21 protein-coding genes and 1 riboswitch are annotated in these 20,798 nt (G+C 64.4%); of the genes, 3 read left to right on the forward strand and 18 right to left on the reverse strand.

Features of this window, described 5'->3' with window-relative positions:
• Window positions 1-19 precede the first annotated feature (19 nt).
• The 11 genes from QX071_RS00860 to QX071_RS00910 form a co-directional block, all read right to left on the reverse strand.
• Window positions 20-793, reverse strand: coding sequence for an ABC transporter ATP-binding protein (locus QX071_RS00860; protein ID WP_315702733.1), 774 nt, complete (start codon window positions 791-793; stop codon window positions 20-22).
• The gene (locus QX071_RS00865) at window positions 790-1,614 is read right to left on the reverse strand and encodes an ABC transporter permease (RefSeq protein WP_315703173.1); all 825 of its coding nucleotides are present in this window, start codon (window positions 1,612-1,614) and stop codon (window positions 790-792) included. The genes QX071_RS00860 and QX071_RS00865 overlap by 4 nt, the downstream gene beginning before the upstream one ends.
• A gap of 241 nt (window positions 1,615-1,855) precedes the next feature.
• Window positions 1,856-2,926, reverse strand: coding sequence for a putative urea ABC transporter substrate-binding protein (locus QX071_RS00870; RefSeq protein WP_315702732.1), 1,071 nt, complete (start codon window positions 2,924-2,926; stop codon window positions 1,856-1,858).
• A 77-nt stretch (window positions 2,927-3,003) separates the two neighbouring features.
• A riboswitch (guanidine-I (ykkC/yxkD leader) is annotated at window positions 3,004-3,104 on the reverse strand.
• Between the two features lie 135 nt (window positions 3,105-3,239).
• A complete protein-coding gene (locus QX071_RS00875; protein ID WP_315702731.1) occupies window positions 3,240-3,953 on the reverse strand; it encodes an ABC transporter ATP-binding protein in 714 nt (237 codons plus the stop codon).
• On the reverse strand, window positions 3,946-4,713 hold the full coding sequence (locus QX071_RS00880; protein ID WP_315702730.1) for an ABC transporter ATP-binding protein: 768 nt from the start codon (window positions 4,711-4,713) through the stop codon (window positions 3,946-3,948). Before QX071_RS00880 ends, QX071_RS00875 begins: the two co-directional genes overlap by 8 nt.
• Entirely contained in the window at window positions 4,706-5,653 is a 948-nt protein-coding gene (locus tag QX071_RS00885; protein WP_315702729.1) for a branched-chain amino acid ABC transporter permease, read from the reverse strand. Before QX071_RS00885 ends, QX071_RS00880 begins: the two co-directional genes overlap by 8 nt.
• On the reverse strand, window positions 5,650-6,567 hold the full coding sequence (locus QX071_RS00890) for a branched-chain amino acid ABC transporter permease (protein WP_315702728.1): 918 nt from the start codon (window positions 6,565-6,567) through the stop codon (window positions 5,650-5,652). Before QX071_RS00890 ends, QX071_RS00885 begins: the two co-directional genes overlap by 4 nt.
• A 126-nt stretch (window positions 6,568-6,693) precedes the next feature.
• Window positions 6,694-7,866 carry an ABC transporter substrate-binding protein gene (locus QX071_RS00895; protein WP_315702727.1) on the reverse strand — a complete coding sequence of 391 codons (1,173 nt, stop codon included), beginning with the start codon at window positions 7,864-7,866 and terminating at the stop codon, window positions 6,694-6,696.
• Window positions 7,867-8,114: 248 nt separating this feature from the next.
• A complete protein-coding gene (locus tag QX071_RS00900) occupies window positions 8,115-9,329 on the reverse strand; it encodes an ABC transporter substrate-binding protein (protein ID WP_315702726.1) in 1,215 nt (404 codons plus the stop codon).
• Between the two features lie 66 nt (window positions 9,330-9,395).
• Window positions 9,396-9,719 (reverse strand): 2Fe-2S iron-sulfur cluster-binding protein, encoded by a 324-nt coding sequence (locus QX071_RS00905; RefSeq protein ID WP_315702725.1) that lies wholly within the window; start codon window positions 9,717-9,719, stop codon window positions 9,396-9,398.
• Window positions 9,720-9,727: 8 nt separating this feature from the next.
• A complete protein-coding gene (locus QX071_RS00910) occupies window positions 9,728-10,963 on the reverse strand; it encodes a cytochrome P450 (protein WP_315702724.1) in 1,236 nt (411 codons plus the stop codon).
• 121 nt (window positions 10,964-11,084) lie between these two features.
• Here QX071_RS00910 and QX071_RS00915 point away from each other — a divergent pair, with 121 nt between their 5' ends.
• The 3 genes from QX071_RS00915 (at window position 11,085) to atzF (ending at window position 15,243) form a co-directional block, all read left to right on the forward strand.
• On the forward strand, window positions 11,085-11,573 hold the full coding sequence (locus QX071_RS00915; RefSeq protein WP_315703172.1) for a MarR family winged helix-turn-helix transcriptional regulator: 489 nt from the start codon (window positions 11,085-11,087) through the stop codon (window positions 11,571-11,573).
• A gap of 368 nt (window positions 11,574-11,941) precedes the next feature.
• Complete coding sequence (locus QX071_RS00920; protein WP_315702723.1) at window positions 11,942-13,216, forward strand: NAD(P)/FAD-dependent oxidoreductase; 1,275 nt, start codon at window positions 11,942-11,944, stop codon at window positions 13,214-13,216.
• 233 nt (window positions 13,217-13,449) lie between these two features.
• Window positions 13,450-15,243: an allophanate hydrolase gene (gene atzF, locus QX071_RS00925; protein WP_315702722.1), complete on the forward strand. Its 1,794-nt coding sequence runs from the start codon at window positions 13,450-13,452 to the stop codon at window positions 15,241-15,243.
• Between the two features lie 3 nt (window positions 15,244-15,246).
• Here the strand turns inward: atzF and QX071_RS00930 are convergent, their stop codons facing one another.
• The 7 genes from QX071_RS00930 to QX071_RS00960 form a co-directional block, all read right to left on the reverse strand.
• Entirely contained in the window at window positions 15,247-15,972 is a 726-nt protein-coding gene (locus tag QX071_RS00930; RefSeq protein ID WP_315702721.1) for a hemerythrin domain-containing protein, read from the reverse strand.
• Window positions 15,973-15,983: 11 nt separating this feature from the next.
• Window positions 15,984-16,202 carry a hypothetical protein gene (locus QX071_RS00935; RefSeq protein ID WP_315702720.1) on the reverse strand — a complete coding sequence of 73 codons (219 nt, stop codon included), beginning with the start codon at window positions 16,200-16,202 and terminating at the stop codon, window positions 15,984-15,986.
• A gap of 86 nt (window positions 16,203-16,288) precedes the next feature.
• Entirely contained in the window at window positions 16,289-17,020 is a 732-nt protein-coding gene (locus tag QX071_RS00940; protein ID WP_315702719.1) for a GntR family transcriptional regulator, read from the reverse strand.
• Entirely contained in the window at window positions 17,017-17,415 is a 399-nt protein-coding gene (gene hpxZ, locus QX071_RS00945) for an oxalurate catabolism protein HpxZ (protein WP_315702718.1), read from the reverse strand. Before hpxZ ends, QX071_RS00940 begins: the two co-directional genes overlap by 4 nt.
• 3 nt (window positions 17,416-17,418) lie before the next feature.
• Window positions 17,419-18,795, reverse strand: a complete 1,377-nt coding sequence (locus QX071_RS00950; RefSeq protein ID WP_315702717.1) for an AtzE family amidohydrolase — start codon at window positions 18,793-18,795, stop codon at window positions 17,419-17,421.
• A gap of 10 nt (window positions 18,796-18,805) precedes the next feature.
• Window positions 18,806-18,985, reverse strand: a complete 180-nt coding sequence (locus QX071_RS00955; protein ID WP_315702716.1) for a DUF4089 domain-containing protein — start codon at window positions 18,983-18,985, stop codon at window positions 18,806-18,808.
• A 12-nt stretch (window positions 18,986-18,997) separates the two neighbouring features.
• Entirely contained in the window at window positions 18,998-20,797 is a 1,800-nt protein-coding gene (locus tag QX071_RS00960; protein WP_315702715.1) for an ABC transporter ATP-binding protein, read from the reverse strand.
• Window position 20,798: the final 1 nt, after the last annotated feature.

Consider the following 20,798-nt stretch of genomic DNA (forward strand, 5'->3'; position numbering starts at 1 on the left):
TTCTTCGTTGTTGAAGCTGTTACTGAGCTGCCTGCACGACGGCGCGGATGAAGCCGAGCACGGGCACAGCGCTGTCGCGGGTGAGGTCGAGGTCGTAGGTGATACGCGCGCCGAAGCGCTCGGGCGCCTGCGGGTCGTGCCTGACGCGGTCGAGCGCGATCAGCCGGGTGGCGAGCCCGAAGGCCTCCTTGATGTCGTGCGTGACCATGACGATGGTCATCTTCAGGTCGCGCCACAGCGGCTTGATCAGCGCATGCATCTGCGCGCGGGTGCCGGGATCGAGCGCGCCGAACGGCTCGTCGAGCAGCAGCACGCGCGGCTGTTTGGCCAGTGCCTGCGCGATCGCCAGCCGCTGCTGCATGCCGCCGGACAGCGCGCTCGGATATTTGTCGCGATGCGGACCGAGGCCGACCGCCTCGATCAGGGCGAGGCTCTTCTCGATCGCCCCACGGCGCGATGCGCCGAACAGCCGTGCGGCGAACGGGCTGTTTGCGAATTCGTAGCCGAGCAGGACGTTGCCGAGCACCGTGAGATGCGGAAACACCGAGTAGCGCTGGAACACGATGCCGCGATCCGGACCGGGCTCGGCCGGAAACGGCTTGCCGTCGAGCAGCACCGCGCCTTGCGTCGGCTTCTCCTGGCCGAGGATCAGGCGCAGCAAGGTGCTCTTGCCGGCGCCGGAAGGGCCGACGATCGACATGAACGCGCCGGAAGCGATCTCGAGATTGATGCGCTCGAGCACGACCTGATCGCCATATTCGACCCAGACGTTGCGGAACGAGAGGGCGCTCATCGGCGCGCCTCCTGCTCGTAGGCCCAGGGAAACGCACGCTGGCCGATCCAGACCAGCGCAAGATCGAACAGATAGGCAAGCAGGGTGATCCAGGCGACATAGGGCAGGATCACATCCATCGACAGATAACGACGCACCAGGAAGATGCGATAGCCGAGCCCGACATCGGAGGCGATCGCTTCGGCCGAAATCAGGAACAGGAAGGCCGGGCCGATCATCAACCGCAGGCATTTGATCAGCCGCGGCATGATCTGCGGCAGCACCACGCGGATCGCGATCTGCCAGGTCGAACCGCCGAGGGTCTGCGCCTTGATCAGCTGCTCGTGCGGCATGGCCTGCACTTCCAGCGAGAGATCGCGCACCAGCATCGGCGTGACGCCGATGATGATCAGAACCACCTTGGACAACTCGCCGAGCCCGAACACGATGAACAGGATCGGCAGCACCGCCATCGGCGGGATCATCGAGAGCACCGCCACCAGCGTGCCGAAACCCGCGCCAGCGACGGGCAGAAGCCCGATCGCCAGTCCCAGCACCAGGCCGATGACGGCGGAGATGCCGAGCCCGAGCGCCAACCGCTGCAGGCTCGCCGCCGTGTCGGCCCACAGGACATAGTCGCCGGAGCGGCGATCGGGCTCGATGGCGAGACGCTTCGACGTCGCGACCATCTCGGCGACCGGCGGCAGCAGCTTGTCGTCGGGATTGGCGGCGCGGCGCTCGGCCGAGCCGATCACGTAGATCAGCGCGATCAGCAGGAACGGCAGCAGTGCGAGCAACAGCCGGCTGCCACGTCCGGGGACGATGTTCATTGCGCGTGGAATGGCAGCCTCCCTCGGAGATGATTGCTAACGCCCGGCCTGTTAGGAAAGCTCACAGGAGTTTCTGCGAGCTCGGCTAAACCTCGCCCCGCTTGCGGGAAGAGGTCGGATCCGGGTGAGGGAGGGTCTCCGCGACCCACCTGCAGCGGCCTTGTCGAGGCTCCCCCTCACCCCGACCCTCTCCCCGCAAGCGGGGAGAGGGAGCGCACCGCGAACGCGGCTCGCCTGCCCTCCAATATCGGGCCTACAGCTTGCCGTCGGCAGCGAGCTTCATGAAGGTCGGGTCGAAACGCAGCTTGACATTGGACGTCGAGCCCAGCGCCTTGGAAGGCGTCGAGATGCCGACTGCGTCCTTCGACTTCACATTCTCGCCAAGCAGGTTGTGGTCGAAGCAGAAGGTACGCACGAGGTCCATGGTCTTGGGTAGTTCGGGTCCGGTCATGAAGGCGAGCGCATCTTTCGGCGTGTAGTACATGAAGGTGGTCTTGAGCTGGGTCTCGAAGCCGGCCAGATCGGTGCCGGACAGCTTCGCCATCGCCTCGCGCGCCGCGCGGCCCTTTTCGCTTTGGTCCTTCATCAGGGCGATGGTGTCGTACCAGATGCCGACCAGCGCCTTGCCGAGCTCCGGATTGTCCTTGAGCGTCGCGCTGTTGACGACCAGGAGGTCCTCGATCTCGCCGGGGATCTTGCTGGAGTCGAACACCAACGTCGCGCCGGGCTCGGACTTCACCTCCAGAAGCTGAGGATTCCAGGTCACGACCGCGGTGGTGTCGGGCGACTTCGCCGCCGCCACGATGTCAGCGTCGGAGGTGTTGACGGTCTTGATGTCCTTCTCGCTCAGCTTGACGGTGCCCAGCCCGCGCGCGAGCAGATAATGCGAGACGGACAGTTCGACCAGATTGACCTTCTGGCCCTTGATGTCGGCCAGCGTCTTGCCCTTCTTCAGCACCACGCCGTCATTGCCGTTGGAATAGTCGCCCATGATGATGGCCGACGTGTCGACGCCGCCGGCGGCTGGAATGGTCAGGGCATCCATGTTGGTGACGGTGACGCCGTCGAACTTGCCGGCGGTGTATTGGTTGATCGATTCGACGTAATCGTTGATCTGCGTGACCTTGATCGAGATGCCGTATTTGTCGGCCCATTTCTTGACGATGCCGGCTTCGGCGGCATAGGGCCAGGGCATCCAGCCGACATAGATCGTCCAGGCGATATTGAACTCTTTCTTCTTCTCGGCGAACGCGGGCGACTGCGATGCAGTCGCCAGCGTGGAGGCAGCGATCAAGGCAACAAACAGATTTCGCGCTTTTCCCATATCCAGTCCCTCACGGTTTTTGGTGGACCCGCGGACTGGCATGAAGAACCTCGAGCCTGCCAAGCGCGGCCACTGAGGTCTCCCGGGTTTTTGTCCCGCCGTGCACCAGGGCTCTCCCCTGGCGGCTGCTCTCGGACCAGCATTCTCTACGAGAACCGGAACCCTAGCTGCCAACTCTGATCGTGAAAGGAGCAATCGTCATGCCAGAGGAAAACGCTGGCGATTCAGGCCAACTCTCCGTATCGCCTGCCCAAAAACGCATCAACGAGAACGGATTTTGAGCGGCCTGAGCTGGGAGATCCGAGCCGCGCGGTCAAATTCCGAGGTAGCGATGCTGCAGGTCGGGCTCAGCCATCAGCTGATCCGACGTGCCGCTCCAGACCGTGCGACCGCGCTCGATGATCGTGTGGCGGTCGCAGATGCGGGTGAGGTGCTCGACATTCTTGTCGATGACCAGGATCGACTGCCCTTTTGCCTTCAGCATCGAGAGGCAGTTCCAGATCTCCTCGCGGATCAAGGGTGCGAGCCCTTCGGTCGCTTCGTCGAGGATCAGGAGCTTCGGGTTGGTCATCAGCGCACGGCCGATGGCGAGCATCTGTTGCTCGCCGCCGGAGAGCTGGTTGCCCATGTTGCTGCCGCGCTCGGCAAGGCGCGGGAATAGCGCGTGGATTTTCTCCAGCGTCCAGGGATCGGGATTGCCGAGGCGGTTGGATGACGCCGCGACCAGGTTTTCCGTGACGGTGAGATTGGGGAAGATCTGCCGCCCCTCCGGGACCAGACCGATGCCAAGCTGCGCAATCCGGTAGGACGGCAGCTTGCGCGTCTCCTGGCCCGCGAAACGGATCGACCCGGCGCGAGCCGGCGTCAGCCCCATGATGGAACGGATGGTGGTGGTCTTGCCCATGCCGTTGCGGCCCATCAGCGACATCATCTCGCCCGGGCGGATCGACAGCGACAGGCCGAACAGCACCTGGCTGAGACCATAGCAAGTCTCGATGCCCTCGACCTCGAGCAGGGCGTCAGCCATGTTTCACCACCACATGCTGGTCGCCGAGATAGGCGCGCTTGACCTCTTCGTTCTTGCGGATCTCATCCGGCGTGCCGGAGGCGATGATGCGGCCATAGACCAGGACCGAGATGCGGTCGGCCAGCGCGAACACAGCCTCCATGTCGTGCTCGACCAGCACGATCGACACTTCGCGGCGAAGCTCCATTAGCAGCTTCACCATACGCGCGGATTCGGTGACGCCGAGGCCGGCCATCGGCTCGTCGAGCAGCAGCAGCTGCGGCCTGGTGGCGAGCGCGACGGCGAGCTCCAGCTCGCGCTGTTCGCCATGGCTGAGCCGGGAGACCGGCACATCCGCGCGATGTGCAAGACCGACGCGCTCCAGCGCCGCATGCGCCGCGGCGCGGAGCTGCGGCTCCTTGCGCGCATTGCCGAAGAAGCGGAAGGAGTGACCGTCATGCGCCTGCGCCGCCAGCGCGACGTTGTCCGCGGCGGTGAAGTCCGGCAACAGCGACGTGATCTGGAACGAGCGCGCCAGCCCAAGCGCGCTGCGGCGATAAGCAGGAAGCCGGGAGATATCGCGGCCGGCGAGATGGATGTGGCCGGCATGCGGGGCGAGATGGCCGGTCAACTGGCTGATCAGCGTGGTCTTGCCGGCGCCGTTCGGACCGATGATGGCGTGGATTTCACCCTTGGCGACATCGAGGCAGACATGATCGGTCGCGACGATGCCGCCGAAGCGGCGCACCAGATTGTCGACGCGCAGCAATGGTTCAGCCACGGTTCAATCTCCCGAGCAGGCCCATGATGCCACCGCGACCGAACAGCACCACGAGCAGCAGCAGTGGCCCCATGATCAGCGCCCAATATTCGGTGAGCTGCGACAACAGCTCTTCCAGCACCAGATAGACCACCGCGCCCATCACCGGGCCGAACAAGGTGCCCATGCCGCCGAGGATCACCATCACCATGAGATCGCCGGAGCGGGTCCAATACATCACGGCGGGGCTGACGAAATCGGTGTTGTTGGCAAGCAGCGCGCCGGCAAGCCCGCACAAGGTGCCGGCAATGACGAAGCAGACGAGCTTGTAGCGCTTGGACGCAAAGCCGATCGCCTGCATGCGCTGCTCATTGGAGCGCAAGCCCTGCACCACCAGACCAAAGCGCGAATTGACGATCCGCCAGATCAGAAACACGACGCCCAGCAGGCAGACGAGGCAGAGATAATAGAATTCGATACGGTAGTTGAGATTGACGAGTCCGCCGAAATCGCTGCGCTTGTAGATGGTGAGCCCGTCATCGCCGCCATAGCGGGCGAGGCCCGAGGCGACGTAATAGGCCATCTGCGCGAAGGCCAGCGTGATCATAATGAAATAGACGCCGCGGGTGCGCAGGCTCAATGCACCGATCACCAGCGCGAAGATCGCGGACGCGGCGAGCGCGACCCCGAACTGCACATAGCCGGAGCCGATGCCCTCCTGTGCCAGGATGCCGACCGCATAGCCGCCGATGCCGAGATAGGCGGCGTGACCGAAGCTCATCATGCCGCCATAGCCCATGATCAGGTTCAGGCTGACCGCGGCGAGCGCGAGGATGACGATGCGGGTGAACAGGGTCAGCAGGAAGACGTTGCCGGTCAAGCTCGAATAGACCGGCAGCAGCACCAGGCCGGCGACGAGCGCGGCAGCGACGATGGTCTGGACGTTGGGCGAGGACTTCATCTGCGGTTGGCCGGAAACAGACCCTCGGGCCGCGCCACCAGCACGATCGCCATCAGGAGATAGATCAGCATCGAGGACATTGCGGGGGCTGCGGTCGAGGCCGAGGCTGAGCTCAGGATCAGCCGGAGCAGGTTGGGCAGGAAAGCTCGCCCCAATGTGTCGATCAGGCCGATCAGGATCGCGGCGATGAAGGCGCCGCGGATCGAACCGATACCGCCGATCACGATCACGACGAAAGCGAGGATCAGGATGTTCTCGCCCATGCCGATCTGCACGGTGAGGATCGGCGCCTGCATCAGCCCGGCGAGGCCAGCAAGCGCCGCGCCCAGGCCGAACACCAGCGTATAGAGCAGCTTGATGTTGATGCCGAGCGCGCCGATCATCTCCCGGTTGGAGGCGCCGGCGCGGATCAGCATGCCGATCCGCGTGCGCATCACGCCGAGATAGAGCAGCAGTGCCACGGCCAGCGCGACGACGATGATCGCAAGCCGATAGGCGGGGTATTGGATGCCCGGCATGATCGTGACCGGAAACGCCAGCCAGGACGGCAGCGGCAACGCGAGGCCCGCGGGCCCCCAGATCAGCCGAACCGCCTCGTTGAAGAACAGGATCAGGCCGAAGGTCGCGAGCACATGGTCGAGATGGTCGCGGCCATAGAGATGGCGCAGTGCCGCCAATTCGAGCACGATGCCGAGCAACAGGGTCGCAGCCAGCGCCAGCAGCGCGCCGAGGACGAAGCTGCCGGTCCAGGCCACGAACGTCGCCGCGAAATAGGCTCCCATCATATAGAGCGAGCCATGGGCGAGATTGACGAGGTCCATGATGCCGAACACCAGTGTCAATCCGGCGGCCAACAGGAAGAGCAGCAGCCCGAACTGCAGCCCATTCAGGAATTGTTCGACGACGAGAAGCATGCCCTCACTTCACGTTCAACAAATATGGCGGCAGAACCCGTATGGCGCTGCCGCCAATCCAGCCGGCCGATCTTAGGCCGCCGATGCTTTAAGCTTCAAGCAAATTCCAGGCCGTTTTCCTTCGGCCTATTTCATCGGGCACTTGTCGTGGAAGCGATCCTGGTCGTCCTTGACGATGGTGGTGACCGTCTTCAGCGAGAGCTGGCCGTTGGCCTCCTTGACCACGTCCTGAAGATAGAAATTCTGGATCGGGACGTGGTTGTTGCCATATTTGAAGGAGCCGCGGAGCGACTTGAAGTCGGCCTTCTCCATCTCCGCCTTCATCGCATCCTTCTGCGACGTGTCGCCCTTGACCGCAACCACCGCGCTGTTGATCAGCTGCGCCGCATCATAGGCCTGGGCGCCATAATAGGTCGGGCGCAGTCCAGTATATTTCTTGCGGTAGTCCTCAACGAATTTCTTGTTCTGTTCGTTCGGCAGATCGTTGACCCATTCCTGGGCGCCGGGCACGCCGATCGCGTTGTCCTTCTGCAAGGGCAGCGACAGCTCGTCGATGGTGAAGGCGGTATAGAGCGGCATCTTCTCCTTCAATCCGGCCTGCGCGTACTGATTGAGGAACTGCACGCCCGCCGCGCCCGGATAGAATACGAAGATCGCTTCGGCGTTGGAGTTGCGCGCCTTGGACAGCTCGGCGGAGAAATCGAGCTGGCTCGGCCACACCGTATATTCCTCGCCGACCACCTGCCCCTTGAAGGTGCTCTTCACGCCGGCCAGCATGTCCTTGCCGGCGGCGTAGTTCGGGCCGATCAGGAAGACCGACTTCACGCCCTTCTGGTTCATATAGAGGCCCATCGCTGCGGGCGTCTGGTCATTCTGCCAGGAGGTTGAGAACACGTAAGGCGAACACAATTCGCCGGCCAGCTGCGATGGCCCGGCATTGGCCGAGATCAGGAAGGTCTTCGAGTCCACAGCTGTCTTCAGCGAGGCCAGCAGCACGTTCGACCAGATATAGCCGACGATGAAATCGACCTTATCGGACTGCACCAGCTTCTCGGTCTTCTGCTTGCCGATATCAGGCTTCTGCTGGTCGTCCTCATAGATCACCTCGACCGGCTTGCCGGCCATCTTGCGGCCGAGATGATCGAGCGCGAGCTCGAACGAGTTGCGCATGTCGTTACCGATCACGGCGGTCGGACCGCTGAATGTGGAAACGAAGCCAATCTTGATGCTGTCGGCCGCAAGCGCGGATTGCGCCAGGCACAACGCCGCTGCGCCGGCCAGCCAGACTGTTGCTTTCATGTTCCCTCCCCCTGCTGCTCTTGTCTTTATTCTCTATGTACCATCGGCCGAATCTAGCACCGGCCAATGACGTGCCGGCGGCGTTTCGCCGCAGCGCGCCTCCGGGCTTCTCAGGCTTCATGCACCATAGTTCGCCAAAATGCCCGATGGCAAGAACTATACTGCCGGCGGGACAATGATGGTGAAAGCCGAAGGCCGACCGCATCACATACGGCCGGCCTCTCGCTTGCCACCTCAGATGGCCGCACTCACTTCACCAGCGAACAACCGCCGTCGGCGAGCGGCCGGAACGCCTGGTCGGCGGGAATGGTCGCAACCAGGCGATAGTAGTCGTAAGGGTATTTCGACTCCTCCGGCTGCTTCACTTCGAACAGATACATTGGATGGATCACGCGGCCGTCCTGCCGGATGGTGACCTCGCCGAACAGCTTGTCTTTGCCTTTGAACGTCTTCATCTGCGGCACGGCATCCTTGGCATCGTCGCTGCCGGTCGCCGCAACGGCATTCAGATAGGCCAGGGTCGAGGCGTAGACGCCGGCCTGGTTACCGCTCGGCATCTTGCCGTTCATGCCCGGACGGGCGGCAAAACGCTTTGCGAACGCACGCGTATCGTCGTCCATGTCCCAATAGAACGCCTCCAGGAGTTGCAACCCCTGCGCGGCCTTCAGCCCCATGCCGTGGATATCGTTGATGAAGAGCAGGAAGGCGACCAGCGACTGGCCACCCTGCTGGATGCCGAACTCCGCGGCCTGCTTCACCACGTTGATGGTATCGCCGCCGGCATTGGCGAGCCCGATCACCTTGGCTCTCGAGCTCTGCGCCTGCAGCAGGAACGAGGCGAAATCGGAGGTCCCGAGCGGATGCTTGGCAGAGCCCAGCACCTTGCCGCCATGCTTGTCGATGTAGTTGGTGGCCTCGGCCTCGATGCCCTGGCCCAGCGCATAGTTCACGGTGATGAAGTACCAATCCTTGCCGCCGCGCCCCATCATCGCGGCTGCCGTGGTGTTGCCGGTGGCCCAGGCATCGTTGACCCATTGGATCGTATTCGGCGAGCAGGCCTTGCCAGCGAGATCCGAGCTGGCCGTCGACGAAGCCAGAAAGGTCATCCGGCTGTTGCGCAGCAGCTCATTGACCGTCAGGCCCACGGCCGAATTCGGGACATCGACCACGGCGTCGACCTTGTCGACATCGAGCCATTTGCGCACGATCGCCGAGCCGACATCGGCCTTGTTCTGATGGTCGGCATAGACGATCTCGACCTTGATGCCCTTGCCGCCGCCGTTGAAATCTTCCGCTGCCATGCGCGCGGCCTCGACCGAGCCCATGCCATTGGTGTCCTGGAAAATGCCGGAGATATCGTTCAACACCCCGATGCGGACGACATTGTCAGAGATTTCCGCGCGAGCCGGCGCACAGGCCAAGCCCAGCACGGCAAGTGCGAGCGCGTAGTTCAACTGCTTCATATATCCCTCCCCCGTTTTGATTTGCTTGTTGTTGCGGCCGGGCTCTGCGCCCCGGCCGATCGAACGTCAGCTCTGCCGTTCCGGCAGGCGCAGCACGAGCCCCTCCAGCGCGGGCGACACCTTGATCTGGCACGCCAGGCGGCTATTCGGCAGCCGTTCCGATGCAGTGCCGTCGAGCAGCGCATCCTCGTCGTCGCTCACCGCATCAAGCTTCGGAAGCCAGGCGTCATCGACGTACACATGGCAGGTCGCACACACGGCGTTGCCGCCGCACTCGGCAACGATGCCGTCGACGCCATGGGTCAGCGCCGCCAGCATGATGCTGGCGCCGTCCTCGGCATCGACTTGCTCGCTGCGATTGTCCGGATGAATGAAGGTGATCCTCGTCATGGTCTCGCTCAGGCTGGAGTGATGCTCACCGGCAGGCTTTCCAGCCCACGCAGTGTGTTGTTGTAGCGGCGCTTCACCGCACCATCGATGGAGATCGAATCCACCTTGTGCGCGAGCGCCGTCAGCACCGCCTCTCCTTCGAGTCGGGCCACGAGCTGGCCGACGCACATATGGATGCCCGCACCGAATCCGACATGGCCGGACACCTTGCGCGTGATGTCATATCTGTCGGGCTGCTCCCAGCGCCGCGGATCGCGGTTGGCCGAGCCCAGGAACATCAGCACCTTCTCGCCTTCGCCGATGCTGGCGCCGGCGATCTCGACCTCGCGGGTGGTGGTGCGGAAGAAAGTCTGCACCGGGCTTTCGAAACGCACGGCTTCCTCGAATGCATTTCGGGCCAGCGACGGATCCTGGCGCAGCCGTCGCCATTCCTCCGGGAAACGGGCCAGGCAGTAGACCGCCGCGCCGATGCCATACACCGTCGTGTCCAGTCCGGCCGACAGCAACGAGCGCACCAGAAGCGGCGCTTCCGCCGGCGTAATGTCACCGCTATCGGCGAAGGCGTGGATGCAGGCGCCGAAGCCGCCCGGCGCAAGATTGTCGCGCTGGCACTGCGCGGTGACATAAGTTTGATGCGGTGCCGAGCGCTCGATCGCCTGCTGCCGGAGCTCGTTGGGCGGACCGAACGCATTGAATACCAGACTCGCATAGGGGATCAGATGCTCGCGGCCATCGGGCTTGAGGCCCAGCGCATCCGGAAACACCGACAGCGGATAGGCTTCGGCGAGATCAGTGACGGCATCGAAGCGCCGACGTGCCAGCAGCTCGTCAATCTTGGCTTCGGCCGCCGCCAAGAAGCCGTCGCGCAGGCGCTTCATCACCGCGGGCGACAGCACCCTGCTCAACACCGCCCGGGTACGCGTATGGGCCGGCGGATCGGCTTCCAGAATGAGACTCGGCGGCCGCCACGGCTTCTCCTTGGCAAAATCGCTCAACCCCACGCCGCGGCTGGAGCAGAAGGTTTGGGGATCATTCAGCACCTCATAGACCTCGGCATAGCGGGCAACGCCATAGACATTCCAGCGATCGAGATAAACGACGGGTCCGGCCTGGCGCATTTGGTCATGCGCCGGATAAGGATCATCAAAAAAGGCGATCGAGAACGGATCGATGTCGAGGTGGGGAATATCGGCTGGTGGCACGGCGGGGCGAGCGGCCGGCGCGGAGACATCCGTCTGGTTCATGCAGTCCTCCCGAAGTTTGGCCTTGTCATGCGGCTTTTGCTGTCTCTATGACTGAAATGGACGAGCGGTGATGGAGATCATGAGCGACCAAGCCCGCAAATCGCGTGCAACAAAGCCGCAGATGGAGACGACGGGCGGCCAGCCCCCTGGCCATGACCTCACGCTTGATCTCGACCGCTACGTGCCCGCCTTCATCACCTTCATCGCCAACAAACTGTCGAACAGCGCGACCGCGTTCTATCAGCGCAATTTCGGCGTCAACGTCACGGAATGGCGCATCATGTCGCTGCTGGCGATCGAGCCCGGCATTCCGGCCTCGCGCATCTGCAGCGTGATCGGCTTTGACAAGGGACCGGTCAGCCGCACGCTTGCAGCGATGAAAAAGCGCGGGCTGATCGCCATCCGCTCCGATCCTGTCGATGGCCGCAGCCACTCGATCTCGCTGACCGCCAAAGGACGAGCCACCCACGACAAAGTCATCGTGGCAGCGTTGGAGCGCGAACGTCGGCTGCTGTCCTGCCTCGACAGGCAAGAGCAGGAAACGCTGATCCGGCTGCTCCGCACCATCCACGACAATCTCGACGCGGTCACGGAAGCGGCCAACTCCTAGGAGGTCCATCGCCGCGCGGCTCACCGGGCGATCGCGCTGCGCTCCAGCACGACGTCCGTCGGCGACTTCGCCCGCGTTGGCCGAACCCTGCATCTCGCTTCCATCCCTCTGCAGGCGCGCATTGGTCGCACGCCCCTGCTGTTCTCAACAGCATATCCAGAATATAGTTGCCTTGGCAACCACAAATTCGCGCTATCGCACCGCAACGGCCGCGCCAGCGGCGCGAATGGGATTGGCACGGTGTTGCCCGCATTGCGCCTCATACCAACGCGATAGATTCCTGCTATCGTACGATAGCGCCGACGGGCTTGAAGCAGCCGCACGGACATGTACTTAAAGCTGGGAGCGCATCAGCGATGAACAGCCTCATGACGACCGAACCGCGCAACCTTCATCATGTCGTCATTGTCGGGGCCGGCTTCGGCGGCCTGGAAACGACCTATCGCCTGGCCGGCGCGCCCGTGCGCATCACGCTGATCGATCGTCGCAACCATCACCTGTTTCAGCCGCTGCTCTATCAGGTCGCGACGGCTTCGCTCTCGACATCCGAGATCGCCTGGCCGATCCGCTATCTGGTGCGCCACCGCCCTGAAGTCACCACCTTGTTCGCAACGGTCACCGGCATCGATGCCACGAATCGCCGAGTGCTGCTGGAGGACGGCACGGAGGTGGCTTATGACAGCCTGGTGCTCGCCACCGGCGCGCGCCACGCCTATTTCGGTCACGACGAGTGGGAGCCGTTCGCGCCGGGCCTGAAGACGCTCGAAGACGCCACCACCCTGCGGCGGCGCATCCTGGTCGCATTCGAGCGCGCGGAGCGCGAGACCGATGCCGCCAAACGCGCGGCCTTGATGACCTTCGTCATCATCGGCGCCGGTCCTACCGGCGTGGAGCTCGCCGGCACTATCGCCGATATGGCGCGCGCCACGCTGCCGCCGGACTTCCGCAACATCGATACGCAAAAAGCGCGGGTGGTGCTGATCGAAGCCGGCCCGCGCGTGCTGGCAGGCTTTCCCGACGATCTCTCGGCCTATGCGCTCAAATCGCTCGAAAGCATCGGCGTTGACGTGGTGCTCGGACAGCCGGTGACCGACTGTAATGCGGACGGCGTGGTCTATGGCGGCAAGCAATTGGAGGCCAAGACCATCATCTGGGCCGCCGGCGTGCGCGCCTCACGCGCGGCCGAATGGCTGGGCGCACCGGCCGATCGCGCCGGCCGGCTGCAGGTCGCCCCCGACCTAACCGTGCCCGGTCATCCCGAGATCTTCGCCATCGGCGATACCGTCACCATCCCCGCCTGGAATGGGCAGCCGGTACCGGGCATCGCGCCGGCGGCCAAGCAGGAGGGCCGCTATGTGGCCGAAGTCATCAAGGCGCGGCTCCAAGGCCGCAGCTTGCCGCCATTCCGCTACAGCCATTCCGGCAGCCTGGCCCAGATCGGCAAGCGGCTTGCGGTGATCGATTTCGGCTGGATCAAACTGCGCGGCGCCATCGCCTGGTGGATCTGGGGCATCGCGCACATCTATTTCCTGATCGGGTTGCGCAACCGGCTCGCGGTGGCGCTCAGCTGGCTCTGGATCCACGCCCGTGACCAGCGCGCGGCGCGCCTGATCACGCAAGGATCCAGCAAGGTGATGGACTAGTATCTGCTCATAAATTGAGCAATTTGGCAGACAAGGATCTGTATCCGGCCCCGGCAGCCGCCCCCAACTGCCAACCAAACGATTGAAATCAAAACAATAAGCATCGATGCAGCCGATTTGCGCCGATGTACACAATGGCACGTGCCTTGCTACAGTCGGAGGACATCTGGACTGTGGGAGCGCACGCGAATGCAACGGCTGACGTCAGGTATCTCCAACGATCGGGGCCGTTCGTGATCGAGACCGTTGCCGAGATCGTCGCCGCGCATCGGCAGGAGCTGACGTCACCTGCAGCTACGGTGGCACGCAGCTTCGCGCGCATCCGTGCCCATGGCGATCCCGCCATATTCATCAGCCTGCGTGACGAGCAGGAGGCCATCGCCGAGGCCGAGCGCCTCGGCGACAAGGATGCGGCAAGCCTGCCGCTCTATGGCGTGCCGGTCGCGGTGAAAGACAATATCGACGTCGCGGGCATGCCGACCACTGCCGGCTGCCCAGCCTTCGCCTACACGCCGGCGCGCGATGCGACCGCGGTGGCACGGTTGCGCGCCGCCGGAGCCATCATCATCGGCAAAACCAATCTCGATCAGTTCGCGACCGGCCTGGTCGGCGTCCGCTCGCCTTACGGCATTCCCAAGAATGCCGTGCGCAGTGACCTCGTGCCGGGGGGATCGAGCTCGGGCTCGGCGGTTGCGGTGGCGGCGGGACTGGTGCCGCTCTCGCTCGGCACCGACACCGCCGGCTCGGGCCGCGTGCCGGCGATGCTCAACAACATCGTCGGCCTCAAGCCGAGCCTCGGCATGATCTCGACGACAGGACTGGTGCCGGCCTGCCGCACGCTCGACTGCATCTCGCTGTTCTCGCTGACCGTGGATGACGCCGCGACTGCGCTCGGCGTCATGGCAGCCCCCGATCCGCTCGATCCGTTCTCGCGCGACCGGCCGCTGCAGGCGCTCGCGCCCTTCCCGTCCGGCGTGCGGCTCGGCGTGCCGCGTGCAGGGCAACTGATCTTCTTCGGCGACAAGGCCGCAGAAGCCGCCTATGGCGAGGCGACTGCGCGGTTCGCCAAACTTGGCGCCGACCTGGTCGAATTCGATCTCGAGCCGTTTTATGAGACGGCGCGGCTGCTCTATGAAGGGCCGTGGGTCGCCGAGCGCTATCTCGTGATCCGCGATCTCCTGGCGTCGGATCCGGATGCAATCCATCCGGTCACACGTGAGATCACCATCGCCGGTGCACGCCCGAGTGCCGCCGATACCTTCGCTGCGCTGTATCGACTGCAGACATTGCGCAAGGTGGCCGCACGCACCTTTGCCGAGATCGACGCGATGGTGTTGCCGACCGCTCCGACCACCTACACCACGGCCGAAGTGCTGGCCAATCCGGTCGAGCTCAACAGCCGGCTCGGCACTTACACCAACTTCGTCAACCTGCTCGACCTCTGCGGATTGGCGCTGCCCGCGGCGATGCGCAACGACGGCATTCCATTCGGCGTCACCCTGCTCGCGCCAGCCGGTCACGACGCAAAGCTCGCGAGCATCGGCCGCGCCTTCCATGCCGATACCAGGCTTCCGGCCGGAGCCAATGCCGTGCCACTGCCGCCGCTCGCACCGCTGTCATCGGCGCCGCTTGGCGACGAAATCACGATCGCCGTGGTCGGCGCCCACCTGTCGGGAATGGCGCTGAACAACGAGTTGACCTCGCTCGGCGGGCGCCTGCTGGAAACGACCAAGACCGCGCCGGACTATCGGCTCTATGCGCTTGCGACCATCCCGCCCAAGCCCGGCATGCTGCGCATCGAACCCGGCGAGGGCGTGTCGGTCGACGTCGAACTGTGGGCGCTGTCGGCGGCGAGCTTCGGCCGGTTCGTCGCAGCCGTGCCGGAGCCGCTGTCGATCGGCACGATCCGCCTCGCCGACCAGCGCAATGTCAAAGGCTTCATTGTCGAGTCCGCCGCGACCCACGGCGCCCGCGACATCTCCTCTTTCGGCGGCTGGCGGGCGTATCTGGCGCAGAGCGCGGCATAGACATCAGCGCGGCGTGAACTGATTGAGATCGGCGATGCCGATCTGCTGCTCGAGCGAAGCGACGCGCTGCACCATCATTTCAAAGCCGTCGCCGCCGAACATCTGCTGTTCCTTCTTCTCGAAATCCTCCGCCATCGCGTCATATTCATGCGGCGAGACGATCTTGCGCAGCAGCGGAAACAGATCGGTGTCCTCGCGCGCCGCGTGCGGCCGATACATGGCGATGAAGGCATGAATGCCGTCGACGACCTGACGCCGGTCGTCGCCCGCCTTCCGGCTCCCTGACGCCGCCTGCAAAATCTTCGCAGTCACCCGCCGGCCGGCCTCGTGTTGCGCCAACAGCGTATCGACGAGCGGGACGAGCTTGCGGGCCTGCTTGAATCGCGGAAAGACGGCCTGCTCTTCCGAGTGCTCATGATAGTTCTCGATGAAGTCGCGGACGATTCCCGCCGCATTGGTGATCACGGCCGGATCGAAATCCTCATTGGCCGAGAACTTGCGCACCGCCGCCTCATAGATGAGCAGCACGCGGTCGAGCACGCCATGCTCGCGCATCAGGTCCTCCGGCGGCGTGACCTCCGGCTCTTTTTCGCTCTTTGCCTCTTTGGCGGTAAAGGCGGCCACGGGCGAGAGCACAAGACCACCTGCGACGGCTGCGGTCGAGGCGGCCTTCAGGAAACGCCGCTTGTCGATTTCGGCGACGAGATCAGTTGGCGTGAGCAGGACCATGTTACGTCCCATCAGGCCGATTTGCGCCAGGCCGACTCGTTCTTCTTGCCGTAATCGTCGAAGGCCTTGATCAGGCCATTCAGCACTTCCGCCGAGGTCTCGAACATCGCCTTGAGCTGCGGCTCGTCGACCTTGCCGATATCCTCGCGCAGATGCGTCACCGTCTCTTGCAGGCGCTGCTTCATCCGCTGGGTGTGGTGACGAGGATCCTTCTCCGAAGCTGTAGCCATGGACACGTCTCCTCTGATCAGGACTGAACAGAGAAAACGACCGCCCGCGATGGAGGTTCCTCGCTGCTCACATCAGGATGCAAAGACTAGACGGAGACCGCGTAGATTTCGTATTCGCCGCGGACGAGCTCGATATGCGCGCGCATGGCGTTCGCCGCACCGGCCTTGTCGCCGCGCAGGATCCCGACCACCACGCGGTCGTGCTCGGCATGCGATTTCGCCAGCCGTCCGAGATTGCGGAACTGGGCGCGCCGGAACGGCTGCACCCGCACCCGCGTCGCCAAGGTGATCTCGGCGATATAGGCATTGTGCGCGCCGGCATAGATCGCGCTGTGGAACCGCTCGTTCACCTCGTGGAATCGCTCGGGATTCCCGGCGTGACTGAGCGTCCGCAACTCGTCGTGAATGAGCTCCAGCCGCTGCCGCTCCACCGGGGTCATGCGCTGCGCCGCAAGACCGGCGCAGAGACCTTCCAGCTCGGCCATCGCCTCGAACATCCCGCTCAGGCGTTCGACGCCCGGCCGCGCCACCACCGCGCCGCGATGGGCGCGGGCCTCCACCAGGCCGGAGGCTGCGAGCTGACGCAGCGCTTCCCGCACCGGCGTGCGCGACACGTTGAAGCGCTTGGCAATCTCGGTCTCGTCGAGAGGCGCACCGGGCGCGAGCACCCCGCGCACGATCTCGTCGGCGAGCTGCAGCCGCAGCTCTTCGGCGCGGGTGATCTTGACAACGCTTGGGAGGGCGCGATCGACGCGCTGGAGCTCCGGCTCCCGGATCAACCGCTGGCGCGACCGAGTCGATACATCGTCGAGGCTCATGCCGGGGCGCCCTTCGGTTCGTCGATGATGCTGACATGGGCCGCGACGATTCTCCACCCTTCCGGAAAACGGATCCAGGTCTGCATCTGGCGGCCAACGCGGCCGGGTGCGCTGTCGCGGTAGAACAAGGTCGAAGCGACCGCGCTGTCGCGGCCATAGGTGGAGATCACGGTGCCTGCTGTTCGGCGCATCAGGCCGGCCGGCGAGCGGGCGGCGCGAAAGCTCGAGATCTCGTCATAGCCATACAGGTTTTCCGTAATGCCGTAGCGCAGGGTGCGCGGATCGTTGCGGAACAGTTCGTCGAGCACGGCGACATCGTTCGTCACCAGCGCCTGTTCATAACGCTGGAACTGCGCGGTGACCTCCGCAACGACATCGGGCAGATCGACTTCCATAAACTAGAACCCTTTCGGTGCCGGCGCGGCGGCAACGCCCATCTCTTGCAAGGCGTAGGCCACCCGAAGCGCGATGTCTTCGCGCCAAGGCGCGGCAATCAGCTGCACCCCGATCGGCAGAGGCGATAGCGGAACCGGGACGGCAACGACGGGCAGACCGATAAAGGAGATCGGCTGGGTGTGGATGCCGATATTGGCCCGCACCGGCAGCTCGACGCCGTCGAGCACGAAGGTCGCTTGCCCGAGCTTTGGGGCAACACATGGCGTCGCCGGCGCGATCAGCAGATCGACGCTCCTGAACAGTTCCAGCACTTGCGCGCGATACCAGCGCCGGAATTTCTGGGCGCGATCGACCAGCGGCGCCGGAATCATCGCGCCCGCGATCAGCCGATCGCGTACGGCCGGATCGAAATCGAGCGGCCGCGATCGCAAACGATCGAGATGCAGCGATGCGCCTTCCGTGGTGGATATGACATAAGCCGCGGCGCGGGCGCGCGCAGCCTCCGGCACCTCGATCACCTCGGTCGCGTTCAAAGCCCTGGCGACGCGGGCCACGGCTTCCACCGCCTCCGTAAAGAGGTGCTTCTGGAAATGCCCGCCAGCCATCGCGACGCGCAGGCCTCCGGTGCCCCGCCGAAGCAGAGGCGTTGCCGGCTCCGGCGCGCGCGTCGTGCAGGCGGCGTCATCGGGATCCGGACCTTGCATGGCGTCATAAGCAAGCGCGAGGTCTTCGACCGACCGCGCAAACGGGCCGAGATGATCGAGGCTCGCGACGAAAGGAAAGGAGCGGGCGCGCGACAGCCGCCCATAGGTCGGCTTCAGGCCGAAGATGCCACAGAACGAGGATGGCACCCGGATCGAGCCATTGGTATCGGAGCCGAGCGCGATCGGCACCAGCCGGCCACCGACTGCACTGCCCGAACCGCCCGAGGAACCGCCGCTCATGCGCGTCACATCATGCGGATTGCGCGATGGTCCGTCATGGATGTTCTCGCCGGTGAAATCGTAGGCGTATTCGCCCATGTTGAGCGCGCCGACCAGCACCGCTCCGGCCGCTTCCATCCGCGCGATCAAGGTCGCATCGCGCGCGGCCGGCGCGCGGTCGCGATTGATCTTGGAGCCGGCGCGCGTCGGCAGCCCCTCGACATCGAACAGATTCTTCACGGCGAACGGCACACCCGCGAGCGGGCCCACGCTCTGCCCTCCCGCAATCGCGGCATCGACCGCCCGCGCCTGTTCGCGCGCACGATCCGCCGTCACGTCGGTGAATGCATTCAGCACGCCGTTATGCTGGGCGATCCGCGCCAGTGCGGCCTCGGTCGCCTCGAGGGCGGACAGTTTGCGTGCGGCCACCGCGGCAGCGATGGCGGCCGCGTTCATATCGGAGGAATCAAGCGGTGAAGACACTGGCGGGCTCTGTTTCATCGGGCAGTTGATAGTCGTCGACCAGCCGCGCCATCTTCAGCGAGACCTCGAGATTGGCACGAATCGCCGGGCGCCACGCGTCCTCGATCGGCAGGCCCAGCGCGTGCCCGACCGCGTCGATATAATCGTCCAATGGCTCAGCCATGGGCTTTCCCTCTCAATGACCCGGAAGCGGCGGGTGCGGAATCGCCGTCAGCAGTTCGCGCGTATAGGCATCCTGCGGATCGCCCAGCACGCGCTCCGCCGATCCTTCCTCGACGATCCGTCCCGATCGCATCACGATGACACGATCGCACAACAGCCGCACCACATTCAAATCATGGGAGACAAACAGGTAGCTCATACCCATCCGCTGCTTGAGCTCTTGCAGCAGGTTCAGGACGACCGCCTGCACCGAGACGTCGAGTGCAGCGGTCGGCTCGTCCAGGATCACGAGCTTGGGATGCAGCGCGATCGCGCGTGCGATGCCGACGCGCGCCTTCTGCCCGCCGGATAATTGATGCGGGAAGCGGTCGAGCAGGTCGATCGGCAGGCCGACCAGCGTCGCGAGCTCTTCGCAGCGCGCCCGCACCGCATCGCGCCCCTTGATCATGCCGAGCTGCAGGATCGGATCGGCAATGGCGCGTGCCGCGGTGAAGCGCGGATTAAGGCTGTCAGTCGGATCCTGGAACACCATCTGGATGCGACTGCGCAGCGGCAGCCGCGCGAAGGCCTGCGGCGAGATCTCGCCGATCTCCTCGCCGTCGAACGCGATGCGACCGGAGGTCTGGTCCAACAGCCGCATCACCATCATCGACGTGGTCGACTTGCCGCAACCGGATTCGCCGACCAGGCCGACGCTTTCGCCATGGCCGATCGTAAAGCCGATGCCATCAACAGCGCGAAACACCTCAGGCTCGACCTGCGGCCGGCGCGCAAACAGCTTTGATAGCGTCGCGGTCGCACCCTGACGCGGATAGTCCTTGACGAGTTTGTCGACCAGCAAGAGCGGCCTCTTCTCCCTCTCCCCGCTTGCGGGGAGAGGGTCAGGGTGAGGGGCTCTCTCGGGCAGGACGACTCGCGGTGGGTCCCCCTCACCCGGATCGCTGCGTGATCCGACTTCCCCCCGCACGCGGGGAGAGGTGACGAGAACATCATCCTCCGGCAACAAATCCTGCAGCGAGACGCCCAGCCGCGGCGTCGCCCGCATCAGCTTGCGCGTATAGGGATGTTGCGGACGCGCAAAGATCTCGGCAGCGCTGGCCGTCTCGACCACATGGCCCTTCTCCATCACCACCACGCGGTCGCAATAGGCGGCGGCAAGCCCAAGATCATGCGTGATCAGGATCGTCGACATGCCGCGGCTCTTCGTCAGCTCGACGACCAGATCCATCACCGCCTTCTGGGTCGTGACGTCGAGGCCGGTCGTCGGCTCGTCCGCGATCAGGAGCTGCGGATTGCAGGCCAGCGCCAGCGCGATCACGACGCGCTGGCACATGCCGCCTGACAGTTCGAACGGATAGGCGTGGTAGCGCTCGCGCGGCCGCGCGATCTTGACCTGCTCCAGCGCCGCGATCGCCTTCTCAGCCCGCTCGTTCGCAGCGGCCTGCACATGCTGCTTCAGCACATCCTCGATCTGCAGGCCGACCTTGCGGATCGGATTGAGCGCGGCGCGCGGGTTCTGGAAGATCATCGAGATCTCGCGCCCGCGCAGATCGCGCATTTCGGCCTCGCCGGCGGCCTTGACGTCGATGCCGGAGAACACCACCGAGCCCTGGGCGATGCGCCCCGCACGATCCAGGATACGCATCACAGCATAGGACGTGACCGACTTGCCCGACCCGGACTCGCCGACGATCGCAACGGTCTCACCCTTGGCGACGGAGATGTCGACATGCTGCACCGCCTTGACGATGCCGCGACGCGTGGAGAATTCGACGGTGAGATCGCGGACATCGAGCAGCGGCTGCGCGGTCATC

This window comes from Bradyrhizobium sp. SZCCHNS1022, from assembly GCF_032484835.1.
Lineage (GTDB): Bacteria > Pseudomonadota > Alphaproteobacteria > Rhizobiales > Xanthobacteraceae > Bradyrhizobium.

Bases quoted from the DNA above. Each gene is read 5' to 3' on its own strand.
- QX071_RS00870 (WP_315702732.1), bottom strand. From the start codon at position 2,926: ATGGGAAAAGCGCGAAATCTGTTTGTTGCCTTGATCGCTGCCTCCACG.
- QX071_RS00915 (WP_315703172.1), top strand. From the start codon at position 11,085: ATGGAGACGACGGGCGGCCAGCCCCCTGGCCATGACCTCACGCTTGAT.
- QX071_RS00950 (WP_315702717.1), bottom strand. From the start codon at position 18,795: ATGAACGCGGCCGCCATCGCTGCCGCGGTGGCCGCACGCAAACTGTCC.
- QX071_RS00890 (WP_315702728.1), bottom strand. From the start codon at position 6,567: ATGCTTCTCGTCGTCGAACAATTCCTGAATGGGCTGCAGTTCGGGCTG.
- QX071_RS00955 (WP_315702716.1), bottom strand. From the start codon at position 18,985: ATGGCTGAGCCATTGGACGATTATATCGACGCGGTCGGGCACGCGCTG.
- QX071_RS00940 (WP_315702719.1), bottom strand. From the start codon at position 17,020: ATGAGCCTCGACGATGTATCGACTCGGTCGCGCCAGCGGTTGATCCGG.
- QX071_RS00885 (WP_315702729.1), bottom strand. From the start codon at position 5,653: ATGAAGTCCTCGCCCAACGTCCAGACCATCGTCGCTGCCGCGCTCGTC.
- QX071_RS00935 (WP_315702720.1), bottom strand. From the start codon at position 16,202: ATGGCTACAGCTTCGGAGAAGGATCCTCGTCACCACACCCAGCGGATG.
- QX071_RS00960 (WP_315702715.1), bottom strand. From the start codon at position 20,797: ATGACCGCGCAGCCGCTGCTCGATGTCCGCGATCTCACCGTCGAATTC.
- QX071_RS00920 (WP_315702723.1), top strand. From the start codon at position 11,942: ATGACGACCGAACCGCGCAACCTTCATCATGTCGTCATTGTCGGGGCC.
- QX071_RS00860 (WP_315702733.1), bottom strand. From the start codon at position 793: ATGAGCGCCCTCTCGTTCCGCAACGTCTGGGTCGAATATGGCGATCAG.
- QX071_RS00930 (WP_315702721.1), bottom strand. From the start codon at position 15,972: ATGGTCCTGCTCACGCCAACTGATCTCGTCGCCGAAATCGACAAGCGG.
- QX071_RS00910 (WP_315702724.1), bottom strand. From the start codon at position 10,963: ATGAACCAGACGGATGTCTCCGCGCCGGCCGCTCGCCCCGCCGTGCCA.
- hpxZ (WP_315702718.1), bottom strand. From the start codon at position 17,415: ATGGAAGTCGATCTGCCCGATGTCGTTGCGGAGGTCACCGCGCAGTTC.
- QX071_RS00875 (WP_315702731.1), bottom strand. From the start codon at position 3,953: ATGGCTGACGCCCTGCTCGAGGTCGAGGGCATCGAGACTTGCTATGGT.
- QX071_RS00900 (WP_315702726.1), bottom strand. From the start codon at position 9,329: ATGAAGCAGTTGAACTACGCGCTCGCACTTGCCGTGCTGGGCTTGGCC.
- QX071_RS00905 (WP_315702725.1), bottom strand. From the start codon at position 9,719: ATGACGAGGATCACCTTCATTCATCCGGACAATCGCAGCGAGCAAGTC.
- QX071_RS00895 (WP_315702727.1), bottom strand. From the start codon at position 7,866: ATGAAAGCAACAGTCTGGCTGGCCGGCGCAGCGGCGTTGTGCCTGGCG.